Consider the following 16,537-nt stretch of genomic DNA (forward strand, 5'->3'; position numbering starts at 1 on the left):
GTTATTCTAGATCTTTCTTTCCTTTAAATACGATATCTTGGCCAAATTTTTGTTGTAAGTTACTTAACGTTTCATGAAACTTAGTTTTCTTTTCGTCTTTTTTATTTGATGAAAATAAATCTAACTGTTTAAATGTTTCCTTTTTATCTATTACATTTTGTACCGCTACTCCAATAAGCCTTATTGGATCGCCACTCCAGTTTTTTTCAAATAAGAAAAGCGCACGTTCATATAGCTCCTCCATATGTTCAACAGCATTTTCTTCTGTCATACTTCTCGTGATTGTTTTACGATTTTTCCCATAGCGAATCGTTAATTGTATTGTAGAAGCAACCACCTTTTTTCGTTGCATTCTTCTCGCAACACTTTCACTCAATCGTTTTATTGTATTTTGTATTGTCGTCATATTCACTGTATCCGCTCTTAATGTAGTTGAGTTACCGATACTTTTCCATTCATTTGCAGCTTCTGGATCAACTGGGCGATTGTCTATCCCATTTGCACGCTCTTTTAACCGTATACCATTAATTCCAATTGCTTTTTCAAGCGTAATGGAATCTGCATGGGCTAAATCTTTAATGGTATAAATCTTTATTTTATTTAACTTCTCAGCAGATTTTTTTCCAATACCGTGCATTTCGCCAACTTGGAGCGGCCATAACACTTTCGGGACATCCCTCTTTCTTAAGATAGTAATGCCCATAGGTTTTTTCATGTCTGATGCCATTTTTGCTAAAAATTTATTCGGAGCAATTCCAATGCTAGATGGTAGGTTTAAAGTAGATAGAATGTTCTGTTGGATAGTTTTTACGAAAGCTAAATAAGAGCCATTTACCTCTACATCGGTTATATCAACATATCCTTCATCGATTGAAACAGGTTCAACTAACGGTGTATATGAGCGTAGAAGTTCAAACATCCTGTCAGCCATTCTGCGATACTTCGCATGATTAGGCGGCATCACAAAAAGGTTTGGACATAACTTCTTTGCTTGCCATAATGGCATTGTCGCTTTGACACCTTTTGCCCTCGCTTCATAGCTGCAAGTAACTATGATTCCACGGCGTTCTTCTACATTACCTGCAATAGCTAGAGGCTTCCCTCTTAAATCAGGATTGTGTGCCGCTTCAACTGAAGCATAAAAGCTATTCATATCGATATGTAATATAATTTTCGGTTTTTCAGACTTATTCATAAAACGCTCCTAGAATATATTCTTAAAGTCTCTTATCTTATTATAAGTCATTTGCCTTGTACAAGCATATTGATAATAAAAAAAGTACCTTTGTGTGATATAACAACACAAAGGTACTTTCACGTTTTAGTTTTGTTTGATTAAACCTTTAAAAGTCTCTGTCAGTTCTTCTGGAATAACCTTAACATCAGATATTTTAATATCGTCATCTTCGACAGTTAAGTAGACTAAAACCATTTCTCCATTATCGTATTCGATTATTTCCATTTTTGTAAATTGAGCAGCCTTTGAATCTTTAACAATGCCTTTTAACTTTTTATATGTTTCTTCTTTATTTTGAAAGTCTTCTTTCAACATACCCTTAAAAGCTTCGTAATCTTCATTAAATAACGTTTCTTCCAATTGAATGGAAACATAGTGATCATTTACACTTTTATCATCGTTACATCCTACTAAAAAACTTACCATCATTAAACTTATTAAAATTAACTCACATTTTCTTTTCAACTTATTTCCTCCTATTTTATCTGTATAGATTTTATTTCTACATAAACTATCCATATCCTTCCAGTACATAAAAATTAGAGTATGAAAGATATTACGTATAACAGGAATTCTGAAAGGAGACATTTTGAATGCTGTATTCGAAAGTGCTTATTTTCCTAGTTTTTATTTTGTTTATGGCTCCTTCTCTTACAGACGCAAACGCTAAACATATAGCGAAAGCAGTTTTTATTAGGGATGGCAACTTGTTTTTGTTAATAAATAATGAAGAAAAGCAGATTACAAAAGGTGGTACAGTTGTTGGCAGCCCTCAGTGGTCACATGATGGGAAGTGGATTGTTTACAGTGAACGGGTTCCAGTAAAATTCCAACAAATCGATAAACAAGACGTTACGATTAATGTTTACCATCTAGAAACAGAAAAAGTGAAACAAATCTTCCATAATGGATATAGCCCCAAATGGTCCCCAACGAAAAATGTTGTATCTTTTAACTTCGGTCCAACACTAAACATTTCAAACCTCACGCGCTTTTATAATATTGCTACCGGCGTAAGTAGTTATGCTTGGTTTCCCGATGGGAGTGGTTTTATTCTATCTACTTCAGGAAACTTAACACCTAAAGGATGGACAGGGGCAACGCTTTATAAGAAAGAAATTAGTGAAAATTATGAAGAAGTTTTACTTGGAGAAGCTGAATTATTTTTAAAGCTTCCAAGTGCAGTTGGATTTGGTGATATAAAGGGTTTGGCAGTATTTGCAGGTGATATGACCTTTTCACCTTCTGGGAAATGGCTATCATTTGTCGCAATTCCAACCGCTTCAATGTCGATGGATGGAAATATGCTTTGCGTAGTCACTAGTGATGGGAAGCACTTTAAGGTAATAGATGAGATCATTTTCGGTGTTGGGAAGCCGAAATGGGCACCATCTACTGATACACTTGCTTTCATTGCTGGGGGAGGAAGAATTGTTTTTGGATTTACAAACAAAGACTTAAAAGTGAAAGAAATGCCTGTTTCTTTCACTCCAGAAAACTTTGCTGACCTTGATTTTGATTGGATAACAAATAAGACAATTGTTACATCGCGGGTACAGGAAAAACCTTGGTCAAATGACTTTAGTAAACATCCTTTACCGTCGTTATACGCTATAAATATTGAAACGAATCAGCAAGTCAAAATTACTGAACCACCGAAAGGTTATGGTGATTATGAACCAGTCTATGTCAAATCAATTGACAAGCTAACATGGAGAAGAGGAATATCAATTAATGATAGGGGTAGAACACTATGGATTGCAAATCCTGATGGTTCTGAAGCTAGAAAATGGCTAAATAATGTTGATGAAATTGTCTTTTACGAAGGGAACTAATATTAATTAATAAATACGGTACGTGAAATTTAATAATGTTGTTGATTAAAAGGACAGATACAACTACTGTCCTTTTTTGAGTTTGTAATGCAACTCTGCAAATTGGTTATATTGTTTCATACCTAATAAAGTAAATTCAGATTCGCAAACCCCTTCTTTAAATAGTGGGATTCCTTCGCCAATGATCGTTGGTGCAACCGTAATAATAAGTTCATCTACTAGTTGTTCATTAAGGAATGCATGAAGTAATTCTCCGCCACCAACAAGCCATATATTCTTCCCTTTTTCGGTTTTAAGTCTTTTTATTAATTCTTTTGGTTCGGCGTTACTAAATGTTACGTTTGCATTATTTTCTTGTGGTGTTCTTGAAAAAACATAACATTCTTTATTTTTATATGGAAATTCTTCTAGCTCCTGTTTCAATATCCAGTCGTACGTTTTTCTCCCCATGATCACTGTATCTATATTCTCATAGAAGGTAAAATAACCGTTGTCACCTTCACCTTCAATTTTATATAGCCAATCTAATGAATCATCATTTCTAGCGATATATCCGTCTAAGCTTGTTGCGATAAATAATACTAATTTACGCTGTTCCATATAAAAACCCCTCAACATTTACGATAAATAATGATGTAATTCTTCTACTTCAAACTTACCACTTTCCCTTAAAAATTGAGCAACTAAATGGACGTGACTTGCGCCAATAATTAAGAGCGTTCGATCTGACTTTGAGGTTGCTATGGCAGCTAGATTTGCATAGATAATTAGATTTCTTTGATACCACCAACTAACCCAGTCAATACCTACATAGTTAGAATCATCGGCTATCCTTGCAACAGCTAAGTATGCTTCATGCAATTTTTTAATTAATTCTGTTTTGTTAATCTCTTTGAAAACATCTACGATACTTTTATTGCCTATTTCTGAAAAAGTGGAAAATTTCTTAAAGTACTTCTCAGTGATTTCTTGGTAAAGTTCAGGTAGATTCTTCCTCGCCCATTCTAATACTTCCCCAAGCGATCTGTTCTCAACCGTTTCGTCCAACCAATCAATTGCATAGATCTTATTATGCCCTAATTGCTCGGCAACCCTAAACCCTAATTGGTGAACTTCATTACTTTGTAAATTTATCTTTCCATTCCTATAATCCAAAAATTCTTTATTTAACTTTTCATTATTCTTTTTATCGATTTCAACAGTTACTTTCGTTGGTTTGAACTCTTTTAATGACGTAACGATTTGGTTAATTTCCATTTGACGTTGTTCTGAAAACATATTATCAATATCCGTTTGATACAGATCACGTGTTGATTCCATATGAAAAGTACCTACAATTAATACTTTAGGTTTTTCTTCCATGCTAACTCTCCTTACTAATTCGTCATTCCTTTTTCACCTTTTTTTCAAAATACTCTCGATCTAAAATGCTCATGAATACGTCTGTTTCATATTTTCCTTCAATTAATGCGCCTTCTCGTTCAATCCCTTCTTGAATGAAGCCACATTTTTCATAGCATCTAATGGCACGTTTATTATATTCCAACACTCGTAAATCGACTCGATGCAACTCTAACTCTTCAAACGCATACTGAAGCACTAACTGTGTAATTTCTGTTCCTAATCCTTTACTCCAGACTGAAGGATCAAATATACCAACGGCATATCTTGCGCGGTTATCTTCTTCATTCACTGTTAATCTTGCCGAACCAATTAATCGTCCTTCATACTCTATACACCATGCAATTTTTCTTGAACGAATAGATTCAACATATTGTTGTGCTCGTTCAAGTGTTTTAGCAGTCATCTTTTTCGTATTACCACCATACATGCGGACTAATTCTTCATTAACTTCAACTTTCAAAAAGTCTTCCACATCACTATCAATTGGCTGCCTTAACAAAACATTCTCCCCTTTTATGACTGGAGCTTGGTTCATTGCGCAAACCTCCTTTATCTACTATTTAAAGATTCTATAAATATTCAAATATGTTTATATCCACCATATCGATTGATCCTATTTCCTCTTTTAAATCCCAGAGCAATATTTTCGAAGTTTCCTCATTTTCAACAAACGGTTGCAGTTTTTCGATCTCGGCATAGTACACTGGATTAAATTTAATAGCTCTAGTTGTTTTGTTTTGTACTTTTACTAAACCTTTAAAAATCATATTGGATACTATTTGTCCAGTTTCTTCATAAAGTTCTCTAATTGCACATTCTTTTGGAGTTTCACTTTCTTCTCTACGACCAGCTGGTATTTCCCATTGCTGACGCCACACGTTATAACAAAGAAGGAATCTTCCGGTGCATTGGATAACTGCAAAAGAGCCTGCTAATGGCTTGTAACATTCCAATTCTTCATCATTTATTGTTATAAAATCGAGGAACTGGTAGCCATTTTCTTTCAATTGATTCAATTGAGTATCCTCCCTGAATATTTGATTTATTTAGCTTGTTTTTATAATGAGTTCCTTTAAATCTAGTAGATTATCAATTACAAGATTGGCTTGTTTGAGCTCTTCTTCTTGTGCAAAATCAAATCTACACCCCACTGCTAGTAAATTATTTTCTTTTGCAGCATTGATATCTGAAAGCCTGTCCCCAATTACAGCACCATTTTTAATTTCATATTTTTTTATAATTTCATTAACTAAATCTGCCTTGTTTAAAGAATTTACATGTTGAATACTATATGTTTCTTTAACCCATTTATCTAAATTGTAATGATTTACTATTGCATTCAAATATTCCGTTTGACCATTGCTTGCAATGAAAATAGAGCAGTTCTGTGATTTTATGTATTTAAAAATAGTTTTAACATTAGGATATAACGCACCATTGCCACTTTTAATATTCACTATTAATTTTTCATGAAAAATTTCGTTTGCTTTAACCCTAATTTCGTTTGAATGATTTGGTAATAGCGTTTCCCAAACGATGGGTAGAGGCACTCCCATAATTTTGCGGTATTTATCAATTGGCGTTTCCTTTTCCCATAATTCTATCGATCTTAAATATTTAAAAGTATCCTCAAGCGATACTTCTAATATTTTATTCGTCTGAAAAAGGGTCCCATCCATATCGAATATAAACGATGTTGTCATAATTTACCTCACTATTATAAATTAGGCTCTAATCATTACTAGGACCTGGCTATTTTAAATTTTTACTTAGTCGAATAAACTCCTCCACATCTTTAACACATAATTTCATTCCCTTTTCCCAAAAAGCTTCCTGTGTGATATCTTCTCCTAAATGTTTCATTACTAAATCTTCAACTGATATTTTACCTGTGTCACGTAGCAAAGAAAGGTACTTTTTCTCAAAGTCTTTCCCTTCTTCTTTTGCAGTTGCATATATACATATTGAAAATAAATAGCCAAATGTATAAGGGAAATTGTAAAATGGTGAACTTGTTAAATAAAAATGCGGAATTGACGCCCAAAGATTTTCAGGAATCCCTTCAATTGAACCAGCATACCCTTCCATTAACGCTTCATCCATGAGAGCATTCATGCGAGCTGAAGAAACTAAACCTTTCTCTCGCTCCTTGTATATCTTTCTTTCAAATAAATATCTAGAATGGATGTTCATAAAATTCATTACGCTTCGTTTTAATTTTTCATCTAGTAAAAACAACTTTTCTTCTGAACTTTCCGCAGTTTCCAAGGAAGCATTTAATATGATTAACTCTGTAAAAAAAGATGCCGTTTCTGCAAAGCAAAGAGGATATTGCTTGTTAATTCCATCAACAGTTTTCATAGCATAATTATGGAATGCATGCCCTAATTCATGCGTTAATGTTAATATGTTAGTTATCGTTTCCCCATAAGTCATGATAACCCTTGATTGTCCCGAAAGAGGAAAACTTGCACAAAAAGCTACAGGAGATTTGTTTGGTCGATTTTCTGCTTCCACCCAACCATTCATAAAAGCCTGACGAGCAAAGCTTTCTAATTCCCTACCAAATTTCCCAAAATGTTTTAAAATAAAATCTATACCTTCTTGGTAACTTATCTTTTGAGTACTCTTGTTTGTTGGAGCCCAAAAGTCATAAGCTTGCATTTTTCCTTTGCCTAGTAAACTAGCTTTATGATCTAAATAATCAGTAAACGGTTGCTTATTCTTCTCTACTACGTTCCACATAACATTTAATGTTTCTTGTTTCATCCGATTTGCTTTCAACGGTTCCTGTAGTTCATTTGTGCGGCCACGCTTTTTATCTACTTGCAGCCGAAAACCTACGATATTGTTAAGAGTTTCTCCAATGACATCTTCAGTATCTTGCCAGCCTTTTAGTAACGCATCATGAGATTCCTGGCGAACTGTTTCATCCGGGTGTGAGCGAAAATTCAAGGCTTGTCCTACTGTATATTCCTCTTCTACTCCATTTAAAGTAAATTTTACTCTAATACTTCCAACCAATAAGTTATACATTTGCCCCCAAGCATGATACCCATCATCCATTAGTGATGTAATAATTCTTTCTACTTCTTCATTAAGTTGAATTCCAGTATTCTCTCGCCATTCATTTAGAACAAATCTATATTCTCTTAGTTCATCAGAATCTAGCATGTTTCTCCAATGATCCTTTTCAAATGTCCCAATTACATTTTGAAACTCCTGTATTGTGGATAAAAATTGTGAACTAAGAGTAGAGATTTCTCCCTTAAGCAAAGATGCTTTATTATCTTTTACGTCTTGAGCATGCAAACAAGTAATATACGACTTCGCCTCGGTGATATGTAATCGTAGCTTATTAATATATTGAATCACGTCATTTAAATGATAGGTATTTTCCTTTGTACGGGGACTTAGTAAATTATGTATTTTATCATTTAATAGATTTAAATCCTTTTTTATTAATGTAAGGTGCAAATGTAATGTAGAAGAATCGCTTCCTCCGGTAAAAATTGAATCTAAATTCCATTTTGAAGGGTAAGTTGTTTTTTCCATTTTGATCTCTCTTTCCAATAGGTTTTCTTTGCATAATGAAAGAGTTATTATTTAATTTTTTTTGCCCAATCTCTTGCTTCTTTCACCAATTCTTCAACAAACTCTTGTTTCCCTTCTTGATAGTCGTAATGATTGTCAGGGAATTGTTTTGCTAATGCTATTTTTAAATCGCCATACGCTTTTGCTCTTTTAGGGTGGAGCAAAAGATATTCTTTAAAATTTAAGTGACCTTTTATTGCACCATGTCCTACTTGGAAAATATGAACGTGATGTGTGCGATGTTGTGTGTGTTCATTATTACTCTTAGGAAAATATCTTCTTCCTTCAATACCATATTCTCCTTTTGGTTCATATCCTTCAAGACGCATTTTTTCATTATAAAAATCAACCTTATCTATCTCTTTTACTACAATTAAGATATCAATAATTGGTTTAGCATATCCTATTGTTGGTATAGAAGTACTACCAATATGAAAAATTTCTATTATTTCATCTCTAAAAATTTGTTTCAGTTTATTAGCTTCGAGTTCGTATGATTTTGCCCATTTATCTGTCCATGGAAGAATATTTGTTTTTCTCATTTACTCACCTTTTATTAATATTTCATTAACTAAATTTCCAAAGTCTTTTATATCCCTTAAATAATCGTATCCAGGCGGATTGCCTATTTTGTTGTACATTCGGACAGCAACAGCATCATATTCTGGGATTACTAAACAAGCACATCCTGACGCTCCTAAAATTTGAAAAGCATTTAATGGCAAGTCTTCTCCTAATTCACTTTCAGCAAAGCCGTTTTCGTTTAAAAACCAGAAAAAGCCGTTTTGAGGAATATTTTTCATATCTTTCGGTGTTTGAATTGAAGTAGTTTCATCAAATAATTCCCTAGGTAATACTTGTCGATTGGCAATCTTACCTTTGTTTAGATTTAAATAGCCCCAATGTGCAAGTTCTCTCGCACTAACAAACAAATTACGGTCAAATCCTGTATTATCTTCTAATCTCACTTTTGGCTTTTCCGACGATTCAAATACATCTGCAACTAGAGTAGGTAGATAAGAAGATTCCCACCCTGTTTCCTTAAAATGAAGCGGGGTAAAAACATTATCTTGAAGAATTTGATTTACTGTTGATCCTGAAGTTTTTGAAACAATCTTATATAATAAAGTCAATCCTCCATCATTATAGTCCCAAACCGTTCCAGCAGGAGCATTCTTAATTATCTTTCCACCTTCAATATCTAACCCATGGGTGTGGGTAACGAGATGACGAATAGTAACACCTTGTAAAAGGTCTTGATCAAGATTATCTATGTAATCGGTTACAAAATCATCAATATCTTTTATCTTTTTTTCTTTAAGAAGAAAAGCTACGACTAATCCAATGTAGCTTTTTCTCGTAGAAAATACATTGAATCTTGATTTTTCATTAATTACGTTGCCTGTTAATGGATCATGACCTTCATACCATTCTCCAATTACTTTATTTTTTTGGATAACAATGACAGCACTTGCACTAGCTCTAATTTGCTTTTGTATTTTTGAAACATAGTTATACAGTCGCTCTAACTTTACTGAAGGTTCCTTACTTAGAACCTTTTCAATTGCATTAGCTGATTGATCAATAATCATTTTTAAACCTCCATAAATTATATTTTGATTTTATCATATAAAACCAACCTATAAAGACGCAAAAAACGCAAGGCGTAAGCCATGCGCTAACAAAAACTGTTATTTATTTTTTCTATTTGTCTTTGCTCTGCGAATAGTAGTATTTCAATACTAAGTATGTAAGTAATGGAAGCATAATATTAGCTAACAGAACATTAAATAAGTAATTAATAGGCATTCCCGCTAGGTGAGGCATTGTTTCTATTCCTGTTTGCGGGACTTGAGGGATTAAAATGTAATAATCACTCCATGAACCATTTGCAAAGATAGAATTATTCGTAAAGTTCCATCCTAAATGTAATCCAATTGCTAAAGCCATAGATTTCGTTTTTACAAAGGCATACGCAAATACTAGCCCTGGGATAGCAGTCATAATAAGAACAAAAGCCATTATTGCAAAATTTCCAAATACACCATATGTGTACCAGTGGTAGACTCCAAAGCAAAGAGACGATAAAATAATTCCATTTCTAGCTCCTAACTTTTGAACGAGAATATATAAAAGCGCACCTCTAAAAAGTAATTCTTCGAATAGTACAGATTTAGTATCCCCATAAAAGGGCAAATATATCATTAATGGTTATTTCAGGATTTAATTTCCATTCAATATGAGAGAATAATAATGAATCTATAAATTGCAATGACGCACAAATTAGACCATATATGAAAAAACCTATTATTAATTGAATTAACCGCTTCCTGACAGGTGTAAAACCTAAGATCGATAGATTGTTTTTTGTGAAAAGGTGAAGAAATACCCAAGATAAAAGTAGTAATATCAGTATAACAATCGTCATTTACTCACTCCAATTTTAAACGCAATGAGGGATTTTCATCTAAAAAAAGCATTTAATCCCAGCTGTTAACTTTATAGAAACTAGTAGCAACTATATACCCTAATAAGATTGCTGCTATCTTAAATAACGAAGAAGTTATCATTATATAATATGGAATTTTAAAGTAAACATGAAGTGTGAATGAGAAAGTTAGATACATTGAAGGTAGGCCAAAGAGTAGTAACTTTTTGTAATCAATCTTCCACATACTTTTTTCCTTTCTATTCTTAATAAGATGAGGAATCGCAAGTACTACACCGATAGAAATATAGAGAAATTGCGTAATTGTAAGCCATTCCCAAAAATTGTATTGTTCACTTGCAATTACTTCTAATCTGTAATCAATATGGGATATGAAAAGTAGAGTCGTAAACAACAAGAGTGCATATAAAAAGTAGCTTTTAGTAGAATTCATAATAACATCTCCTCAAAAATAGTTGTAATGATAATAACCAATCTCACCTTTTCCTATAAAATAAGGTTAAATATTTTGTCAATAAGTTCTGTGTTTTCCTCTGCCTTAAGCTTCTTGCATAACCGTTTATTAGTTTTTCTGAATTCTGGCAACATCTTTTTTATTACATCTAATATAGCACTCGGTTTTTTTTCACTATACCAATCTTCCAAAAGTGATAACTGCCAATCTTCTAACGGACTTCTTACACCTTCTATTTTCGCCCAATAACCAGGATTATTTGGTTGTATTCCTAATTCCATGTACCACCCTTTGACTATTGCTAGCCTCAACGCATCTAAGTAATTTAGTGCATAAAATAGTTCTCCTCTCATGACACCTCGATATACTTCATGAGCATGTGCGAAAAATTTCGATTGCCAACTCTCAAACTCTTCAATAGTCGGTTGATAAGACAATCTTTTTGATTTATCTAAAATAGACTTCATAATACCTTTAGGATCATGAACAATTTTTATGTTTTGTAGCCAAATAGATGGTTGTAGGTCATTCATTGTATAGTAGAAACTATCCACTTTTATAAACCCTTCAAAGTGAGCGACACTATGTGAAGCCCAATGGTAATCCTCATAATATAAAACATTTCCCCATCTTTTAGCTCTATTCTTTTTATTTAATCGATATTCCTCAAAATTTTCTTTTATAACAACGATACGAAGGTCAATATCCGAATATAAGTCTGTGTCCCCATTCCCTATTGAACCTCCGTAATATATTGCTATGATATTCTCATCATTTAGTAGGTCTTTTTCTATCGCATTAATTAATGATTGTCGATACCTTGGTAAATTTATATCTCTTTCTTTATGTTTGTTTTCTAATCCCACACACAAATCATTTTCTCCCTTTTTCAAGTCTACATTTGCCAAGTGAACCATCTTCCATGACCATCTGTTTGTCCGACTACTTTAAAATTCTCTTTACCATCAATATAATAGTCGAGATGAAGGTCTCTATCTTTCATGTTGTTATAAATGTGAAAGATATCTCTCCCTTTCCCCAGTTCCTCTATTTCTGCAAATAGTTTTTCTTTTGTTTCCTTTGGCATTTGATTTGCTACATGCGTATGAAAAACACAAACCGCATAATCTTTTGAAATTTGGCTCACTAGCTCTGGCAGCAATTGTACGCCATCACCTTCAATCAAAGTAAGAGTGTTTTTTCTAACATAGTTAGCTGCTTTTTTAAATAACTCTCTCCTTTCGAAGTGTTCAGGCCATATTAGTGCATTTAACCAAAAATAATTTTCATCAATGGATAAGTCATTAACATGTAGATCGAGTCCAATTCTTGATGCAACTGGCGGGCTATTCTTAGGGAAAGATGGAATATTATTTCCTTTTATTTCAGATGAAATTAGAACTTCTGAATCCTTTTCACCAAAAGTAGCCTCAATTCCCTCATAAGAATAATGATATTTATCCCAAAATAACTGGAGGCCAGCACTTGTTCCAATTTCAATTAATGCTAATGGCTTTTTAATTTGTTCATAAATATAGCCAAATGTTGGGTAAAGATAGGAGCAACGTCTAACTTCATTCGTTTGCACTAGTTTTGTTTGGAGAATAGAAATTATTTCTTTTTCGTATTGATGACAAAAATCTTTAAAATAAGGAAATGATTTCTCGTATGGTTTTGGATTTTCTGTAATGCTTGGAAAATAATCTTTTAACCCATGGTCTTTGCCCTGAAGTAACAAATAATGAACTGCACCTAAAAATAAATTAGGAACAGGTTGGCCTTCCCTAGCATTTGCAGCTAAGTTCAGTAATTGTTCTTCTTCAGCTATTTTAAATGAGAGGAATTCATACAAATCGCTCGATGCTCTACATTCATTATTAGCAAAGTTATTAAATTTATCTGCTAAAAAATATGCGTTCATAGTAACCACCTTATTAAAACTATTTTTTTCTGCTTCTAATTTACTTTTTTACCGCATCTATAATGATCGAAGGAAAGAGAAGCTCCTCTTGATTTCTTGGGTCAAACTTTTTCGAGCGGAAAATCACACCCTCTTTTCCGTCCCAGGTGTTTTCATGAAAGTCTCCTGCTTCATCAAAATATTCCAGCATCTTTACTTCAAAGCCTGCTTCTTCAAACATCTCAGTTAACGTTTTATAATTATGAACGATTTTATGACTTGCTGCAGGATGGTCTTTAGGACCAGGACCGCCTACTCGAACAATAATTTGGTATTCTTCATTTCGGAAGTAACCATCAGGCACTGCGCACCGAATATATCCTGAAGGCTTTAAAAACTTGTAGCAAATCTTTGCTGCTTGGACACCTTCTTCATAAGTTAGGTGCTCCCATACATGTTCTGCTAGAATAGCTGAAATACTGTTTTCCTTATATTTATCTTTCCAACTTTTTTCGTTTAGTAGATTTAATTCATTTTCTTGTGTCTGTATCCAACCTGGATTGTTATTATATTGACCCGCACCAATTACAATTTTAATTTCATCATTATTTATAATCATCTGTAGCTCCTCTAAGTTAGTTGAAAAGTATAAAAACCTCACCATATATATTAGTTCTATTATTATTTGCCTTTACCTTCCCTATATCAGTAAAAAAGCCGCCACTATGGCGACTTGACAGAGATAAATAATTTTAATCCTTTAAAGGAATATCCAAATATGTTTCATATTTCTTCAATTTACTATTTTCAACATAAATTCGAATAAAATTGACTTCATAAGTTGGATATGGACTCAATTCTTCCTCTGCCATCTTAGCCATTTCCTTAAGGTCTTCGCTTGATAAGCCGTAATACGTTTTTGCTAATGTCATATGTGGGACAAAGTCATCAAGTTCGAAATATTTTTTTATTAAATCCTTTGATGGTGAGATAACTTGTACTAGCTGTTCATGCAATTCCTTCAATTCATTAGAGTTTGCACTTAAATATAAGATTTCATCACCAAAGAACATTGGTTTATCTATTGCAACTTTAAATGATGGGAAGTTAGAACAAACTATCTTAACTTGATTTATCCATCTTTCATCTGCTGTTAAACCACCTTGTGCCTTTAGAGTGATATGTGGTTCAACTAAATCCGGAAGCGTATTGCCCTTCCACTTTTTTTGAAATTTAATAATTTGTTCTTTATAATTATCCGGCGGAACGATTCCAATAAAATATTGCATTGACTTCTCTCCAAACTATAGCTCTTATTTATGTAAATATTTTTGATTAACTAATAAACTTGGAAAATGATCTTTCAAAGAGATGAGTCTTCTTTAATAATTCCATAAAAAATGCCTTATTTCCTCCCCCTGAAATATAGCACAACTAATTAAACTCTCTTCGAAAAACCTCAAGTTGAAACCCATCATTGTTCCATGATTTAATTACATCACTTGTCGGAAGCACTTGCCACGGATTAAACATTGTTTGTCCATGCTTATTAAAAGACAATTTATCATTCAACAGGAAGGCAGCGTGAACTGGAGTGCCATTTTGATTTTTCCAAACTAAGACGTCTTGTTTTTTATAGTTAGTGGTAATAGTTTTTAAATAATTATGTTGCTTTAATAGTTTTATAAATTGTTCAGACTGCATCCAATCATTCATATGATTTAAATCACCAGTTACAACTGCAATTACTGATGCAAAGCAGTTAGGACCATTTCGACTAGGAAAGTGATCAATAAACGGGATGAGATGAGGGTACTCCTTACTCAATGAATCTTGCTCCGATTGCTTCAGATTATGAAAGACAGCATTATCATTAACCCACAAGTCTGCATAGTTTAATAAAATACTTTTTCTTATTAAAGGGGATAGCCGCTTCCAAGTATGACCTTGTAATATGAATATTTTCTCATTTATCGCGTCTTCTTCAATAGAATAGTCTTTCAATACTTCAAGCGTTTTTAAGTTCTCATTACTATTATTTTTCAAGAGTAATAATAATTCACTCTCTTTAAAGAGCACACCTCTACCGAGTACCCATTGCTGTTTAATTATTTCTTTTTGATTTTCTTTTGATAATTTCAGGAAATCATCGTTATGTATTTTTGCATAAAACTTTGCTTTATCACTAATTCCCCATGTGACAAATGACGTTCTGTCATCTAGAGAGAAGTCATTTTTTATGCTAAATGTAAAAAGTTCCGTTTCTACATACTCATGGTTTTCCGCAAAGAAAAATAAATCAAAATCTGGTACAAACTTTTTGTTCCAACTTTCAAGTACTGAATCGTTAACGATGTAACCTTTAACCTTGTTCATAAGTTACCTCTTTCTAGCTGAAATCTCGAAGAACTTCACACGAAGATTCCAATAATGATAATGAAAAAGAATGAAAATCACCTCAACAAAAACTATCTAAATCAAAAAACATTTATTTTGAATTAATATAATAAATTAGATTATCAGCCCATTCATCAAACTCATAGATAAACCCTTTTCTAATACATTCAAATTTCATACCAATACTTTCTGCTAACTTAATAGAAGGGATGTTATCAATATTAATATGAGCCTCAATGCGATGGTATTTAAGCTCTTCAAAACCAAGTTGAAGTGCTGCATTTACAGCTTCCCGACCATAACCCTTTCTCCAAAATTGGTTATGAATTGTATAGCCAAATCTCGCCCATTGATATTCTTCTCTTAAAATTGTAGAGAAGTCTATTGCTCCTAAATGAGCATTATCTTCTTTTCGGAAAATACCAAAGACATATACTTTATCATCTAAAGCCATCTGTTGATGTTTCTCTATCAAATCAACAAACCATTTTTCTGAACAAATACTCATATCTATTTTACCTTCATCGTATTTGTGCTGTGATGGCATTCTATTCCCAAATTGTGTTATCCAACTTAGATAATCATCTTTTTGTAAAGGTCTAATAATTAGCCTTTCTGTTTCTATTTCAACGCTAAATTTATTCAAATTAACACCTCTTAATAGCTTCATATTCTTTTGTGAACTAAGACTGGTGCTTATCTAGCATTTGTTGTAAATAGTCTTCGGATTGTCCTTTTGGGATACTAAGTGATTCCCATTTATCACCTTTTACCAATTTTCCAATGTAAACTATTTGCCCTACATGATAAGCATAATGAGCCAGTTGCCTTTCAATTGCATCTATTACTAAATGTTCTTCTCCACGAATGGTAATAATCTTTAATAAATCTTGTTCTTTTAGACTAGATAATGTATCGAAAAGAGTTTTCCAGCCTATTTCCCAAACATTCATAAGTTCTTCTTTTGAAGATATATTGTCATGAAATTCTTGGTCACGATTTCGATAGGATTTCTCACCATCAGACGTTAAAAAATCGGTCCACCTTGATACCATATTACCACTCATATGTTTTACAATAACTGCGACACAATTTGACTCTTCATTGTAAGCCCATTTCATATCCTCATCAGATAATTGATTTATTGCTTTATCGCCAAGATTTTTTAGACCTTTATATCTTTCTTGGACAACTCTTAGATATACTTCACCTAGATTCTTTTCGATTGTCTTCCACCCTTTCATTTATAAGTTTTACACTATATTTT

At 33.1% G+C, this 16,537-nt stretch carries 21 protein-coding genes; 1 reads left to right on the forward strand and 20 read right to left on the reverse strand.

Annotated elements, in window-relative coordinates; translation table 11 throughout:
• Position 1 precedes the first annotated feature (1 nt).
• On the reverse strand, positions 2–1,195 hold the full coding sequence (locus CIB95_RS04150; protein ID WP_094922310.1) for a DNA polymerase IV: 1,194 nt from the start codon (positions 1,193–1,195) through the stop codon (positions 2–4).
• 126 nt (positions 1,196–1,321) lie between these two features.
• The gene (locus CIB95_RS04155; protein ID WP_094922313.1) at positions 1,322–1,702 is read right to left on the reverse strand and encodes a hypothetical protein; all 381 of its coding nucleotides are present in this window, start codon (positions 1,700–1,702) and stop codon (positions 1,322–1,324) included.
• Positions 1,703–1,830: 128 nt separating this feature from the next.
• Here CIB95_RS04155 and CIB95_RS04160 point away from each other — a divergent pair, with 128 nt between their 5' ends.
• Positions 1,831–3,072, forward strand: a complete 1,242-nt coding sequence (locus CIB95_RS04160; protein WP_094922315.1) for a hypothetical protein — start codon at positions 1,831–1,833, stop codon at positions 3,070–3,072.
• A 63-nt stretch (positions 3,073–3,135) separates the two neighbouring features.
• Here CIB95_RS04160 and CIB95_RS04165 read toward each other — a convergent pair whose 3' ends face one another.
• From CIB95_RS04165 to CIB95_RS04250, 18 genes are all read right to left on the reverse strand, one after another.
• On the reverse strand, positions 3,136–3,672 hold the full coding sequence (locus CIB95_RS04165; protein ID WP_094922318.1) for a dihydrofolate reductase family protein: 537 nt from the start codon (positions 3,670–3,672) through the stop codon (positions 3,136–3,138).
• An 18-nt stretch (positions 3,673–3,690) separates the two neighbouring features.
• On the reverse strand, positions 3,691–4,434 hold the full coding sequence (locus tag CIB95_RS04170; protein ID WP_094922321.1) for a DUF5694 domain-containing protein: 744 nt from the start codon (positions 4,432–4,434) through the stop codon (positions 3,691–3,693).
• Positions 4,435–4,456: 22 nt separating this feature from the next.
• Complete coding sequence (locus CIB95_RS04175; protein WP_094922323.1) at positions 4,457–5,011, reverse strand: GNAT family N-acetyltransferase; 555 nt, start codon at positions 5,009–5,011, stop codon at positions 4,457–4,459.
• 34 nt (positions 5,012–5,045) lie between these two features.
• The gene (locus tag CIB95_RS04180) at positions 5,046–5,492 is read right to left on the reverse strand and encodes an NUDIX domain-containing protein (protein WP_094922326.1); all 447 of its coding nucleotides are present in this window, start codon (positions 5,490–5,492) and stop codon (positions 5,046–5,048) included.
• Positions 5,493–5,522: 30 nt separating this feature from the next.
• Positions 5,523–6,179: an HAD hydrolase-like protein gene (locus tag CIB95_RS04185; RefSeq protein ID WP_094922329.1), complete on the reverse strand. Its 657-nt coding sequence runs from the start codon at positions 6,177–6,179 to the stop codon at positions 5,523–5,525.
• Positions 6,180–6,228: 49 nt separating this feature from the next.
• Entirely contained in the window at positions 6,229–8,031 is a 1,803-nt protein-coding gene (locus CIB95_RS04190) for a M3 family oligoendopeptidase (protein ID WP_094922332.1), read from the reverse strand.
• A gap of 47 nt (positions 8,032–8,078) precedes the next feature.
• Positions 8,079–8,612, reverse strand: a complete 534-nt coding sequence (locus tag CIB95_RS04195; RefSeq protein WP_094922335.1) for a GrpB family protein — start codon at positions 8,610–8,612, stop codon at positions 8,079–8,081.
• Positions 8,613–9,662 carry a serine hydrolase domain-containing protein gene (locus CIB95_RS04200; RefSeq protein ID WP_094922338.1) on the reverse strand — a complete coding sequence of 350 codons (1,050 nt, stop codon included), beginning with the start codon at positions 9,660–9,662 and terminating at the stop codon, positions 8,613–8,615.
• A gap of 112 nt (positions 9,663–9,774) precedes the next feature.
• Positions 9,775–10,275: a CPBP family intramembrane glutamic endopeptidase gene (locus CIB95_RS04205; protein ID WP_094922341.1), complete on the reverse strand. Its 501-nt coding sequence runs from the start codon at positions 10,273–10,275 to the stop codon at positions 9,775–9,777.
• A complete protein-coding gene (locus CIB95_RS04210; RefSeq protein ID WP_094922343.1) occupies positions 10,244–10,498 on the reverse strand; it encodes a hypothetical protein in 255 nt (84 codons plus the stop codon). Before CIB95_RS04210 ends, CIB95_RS04205 begins: the two co-directional genes overlap by 32 nt.
• 52 nt (positions 10,499–10,550) lie before the next feature.
• Positions 10,551–10,952: a hypothetical protein gene (locus CIB95_RS04215; protein ID WP_094922346.1), complete on the reverse strand. Its 402-nt coding sequence runs from the start codon at positions 10,950–10,952 to the stop codon at positions 10,551–10,553.
• Positions 10,953–11,005: 53 nt separating this feature from the next.
• On the reverse strand, positions 11,006–11,881 hold the full coding sequence (locus CIB95_RS04220) for an aminoglycoside 6-adenylyltransferase (protein WP_233143902.1): 876 nt from the start codon (positions 11,879–11,881) through the stop codon (positions 11,006–11,008).
• Positions 11,869–12,894, reverse strand: coding sequence for a DUF2332 domain-containing protein (locus CIB95_RS04225; protein ID WP_094922349.1), 1,026 nt, complete (start codon positions 12,892–12,894; stop codon positions 11,869–11,871). Before CIB95_RS04225 ends, CIB95_RS04220 begins: the two co-directional genes overlap by 13 nt.
• A gap of 40 nt (positions 12,895–12,934) precedes the next feature.
• Positions 12,935–13,492 (reverse strand): class I SAM-dependent methyltransferase, encoded by a 558-nt coding sequence (locus CIB95_RS04230; RefSeq protein ID WP_094922351.1) that lies wholly within the window; start codon positions 13,490–13,492, stop codon positions 12,935–12,937.
• Between the two features lie 133 nt (positions 13,493–13,625).
• On the reverse strand, positions 13,626–14,162 hold the full coding sequence (locus tag CIB95_RS04235) for a 2'-5' RNA ligase family protein (protein WP_094922354.1): 537 nt from the start codon (positions 14,160–14,162) through the stop codon (positions 13,626–13,628).
• 145 nt (positions 14,163–14,307) lie between these two features.
• Complete coding sequence (locus tag CIB95_RS04240; RefSeq protein ID WP_094922356.1) at positions 14,308–15,249, reverse strand: hypothetical protein; 942 nt, start codon at positions 15,247–15,249, stop codon at positions 14,308–14,310.
• Between the two features lie 112 nt (positions 15,250–15,361).
• On the reverse strand, positions 15,362–15,940 hold the full coding sequence (locus CIB95_RS04245) for a GNAT family N-acetyltransferase (protein WP_094922359.1): 579 nt from the start codon (positions 15,938–15,940) through the stop codon (positions 15,362–15,364).
• Positions 15,941–15,953: 13 nt separating this feature from the next.
• Positions 15,954–16,514 carry a DUF1572 family protein gene (locus tag CIB95_RS04250; RefSeq protein WP_094922362.1) on the reverse strand — a complete coding sequence of 187 codons (561 nt, stop codon included), beginning with the start codon at positions 16,512–16,514 and terminating at the stop codon, positions 15,954–15,956.
• Positions 16,515–16,537 lie beyond the last annotated feature (23 nt).

It is taken from the genome of Lottiidibacillus patelloidae, assembly GCF_002262935.1.
Classification (GTDB): Bacteria; Bacillota; Bacilli; order Bacillales; family SA5d-4; genus Lottiidibacillus; species Lottiidibacillus patelloidae.

Coding starts and splice junctions, on each gene's coding strand:
- CIB95_RS04150 (WP_094922310.1), bottom strand. CDS start 1,195: ATGAATAAGTCTGAAAAACCGAAAATTATATTACATATCGATATGAAT.
- CIB95_RS04160 (WP_094922315.1), top strand. CDS start 1,831: ATGCTGTATTCGAAAGTGCTTATTTTCCTAGTTTTTATTTTGTTTATG.
- CIB95_RS04165 (WP_094922318.1), bottom strand. CDS start 3,672: ATGGAACAGCGTAAATTAGTATTATTTATCGCAACAAGCTTAGACGGA.
- CIB95_RS04170 (WP_094922321.1), bottom strand. CDS start 4,434: ATGGAAGAAAAACCTAAAGTATTAATTGTAGGTACTTTTCATATGGAA.
- CIB95_RS04175 (WP_094922323.1), bottom strand. CDS start 5,011: ATGAACCAAGCTCCAGTCATAAAAGGGGAGAATGTTTTGTTAAGGCAG.
- CIB95_RS04185 (WP_094922329.1), bottom strand. CDS start 6,179: ATGACAACATCGTTTATATTCGATATGGATGGGACCCTTTTTCAGACG.
- CIB95_RS04190 (WP_094922332.1), bottom strand. CDS start 8,031: ATGGAAAAAACAACTTACCCTTCAAAATGGAATTTAGATTCAATTTTT.
- CIB95_RS04195 (WP_094922335.1), bottom strand. CDS start 8,612: ATGAGAAAAACAAATATTCTTCCATGGACAGATAAATGGGCAAAATCA.
- CIB95_RS04200 (WP_094922338.1), bottom strand. CDS start 9,662: ATGATTATTGATCAATCAGCTAATGCAATTGAAAAGGTTCTAAGTAAG.
- CIB95_RS04205 (WP_094922341.1), bottom strand. CDS start 10,275: ATGATATATTTGCCCTTTTATGGGGATACTAAATCTGTACTATTCGAA.
- CIB95_RS04210 (WP_094922343.1), bottom strand. CDS start 10,498: ATGACGATTGTTATACTGATATTACTACTTTTATCTTGGGTATTTCTT.
- CIB95_RS04215 (WP_094922346.1), bottom strand. CDS start 10,952: ATGAATTCTACTAAAAGCTACTTTTTATATGCACTCTTGTTGTTTACG.
- CIB95_RS04225 (WP_094922349.1), bottom strand. CDS start 12,894: ATGAACGCATATTTTTTAGCAGATAAATTTAATAACTTTGCTAATAAT.
- CIB95_RS04230 (WP_094922351.1), bottom strand. CDS start 13,492: ATGATTATAAATAATGATGAAATTAAAATTGTAATTGGTGCGGGTCAA.
- CIB95_RS04235 (WP_094922354.1), bottom strand. CDS start 14,162: ATGCAATATTTTATTGGAATCGTTCCGCCGGATAATTATAAAGAACAA.
- CIB95_RS04240 (WP_094922356.1), bottom strand. CDS start 15,249: ATGAACAAGGTTAAAGGTTACATCGTTAACGATTCAGTACTTGAAAGT.
- CIB95_RS04245 (WP_094922359.1), bottom strand. CDS start 15,940: ATGAAGCTATTAAGAGGTGTTAATTTGAATAAATTTAGCGTTGAAATA.
- CIB95_RS04250 (WP_094922362.1), bottom strand. CDS start 16,514: ATGAAAGGGTGGAAGACAATCGAAAAGAATCTAGGTGAAGTATATCTA.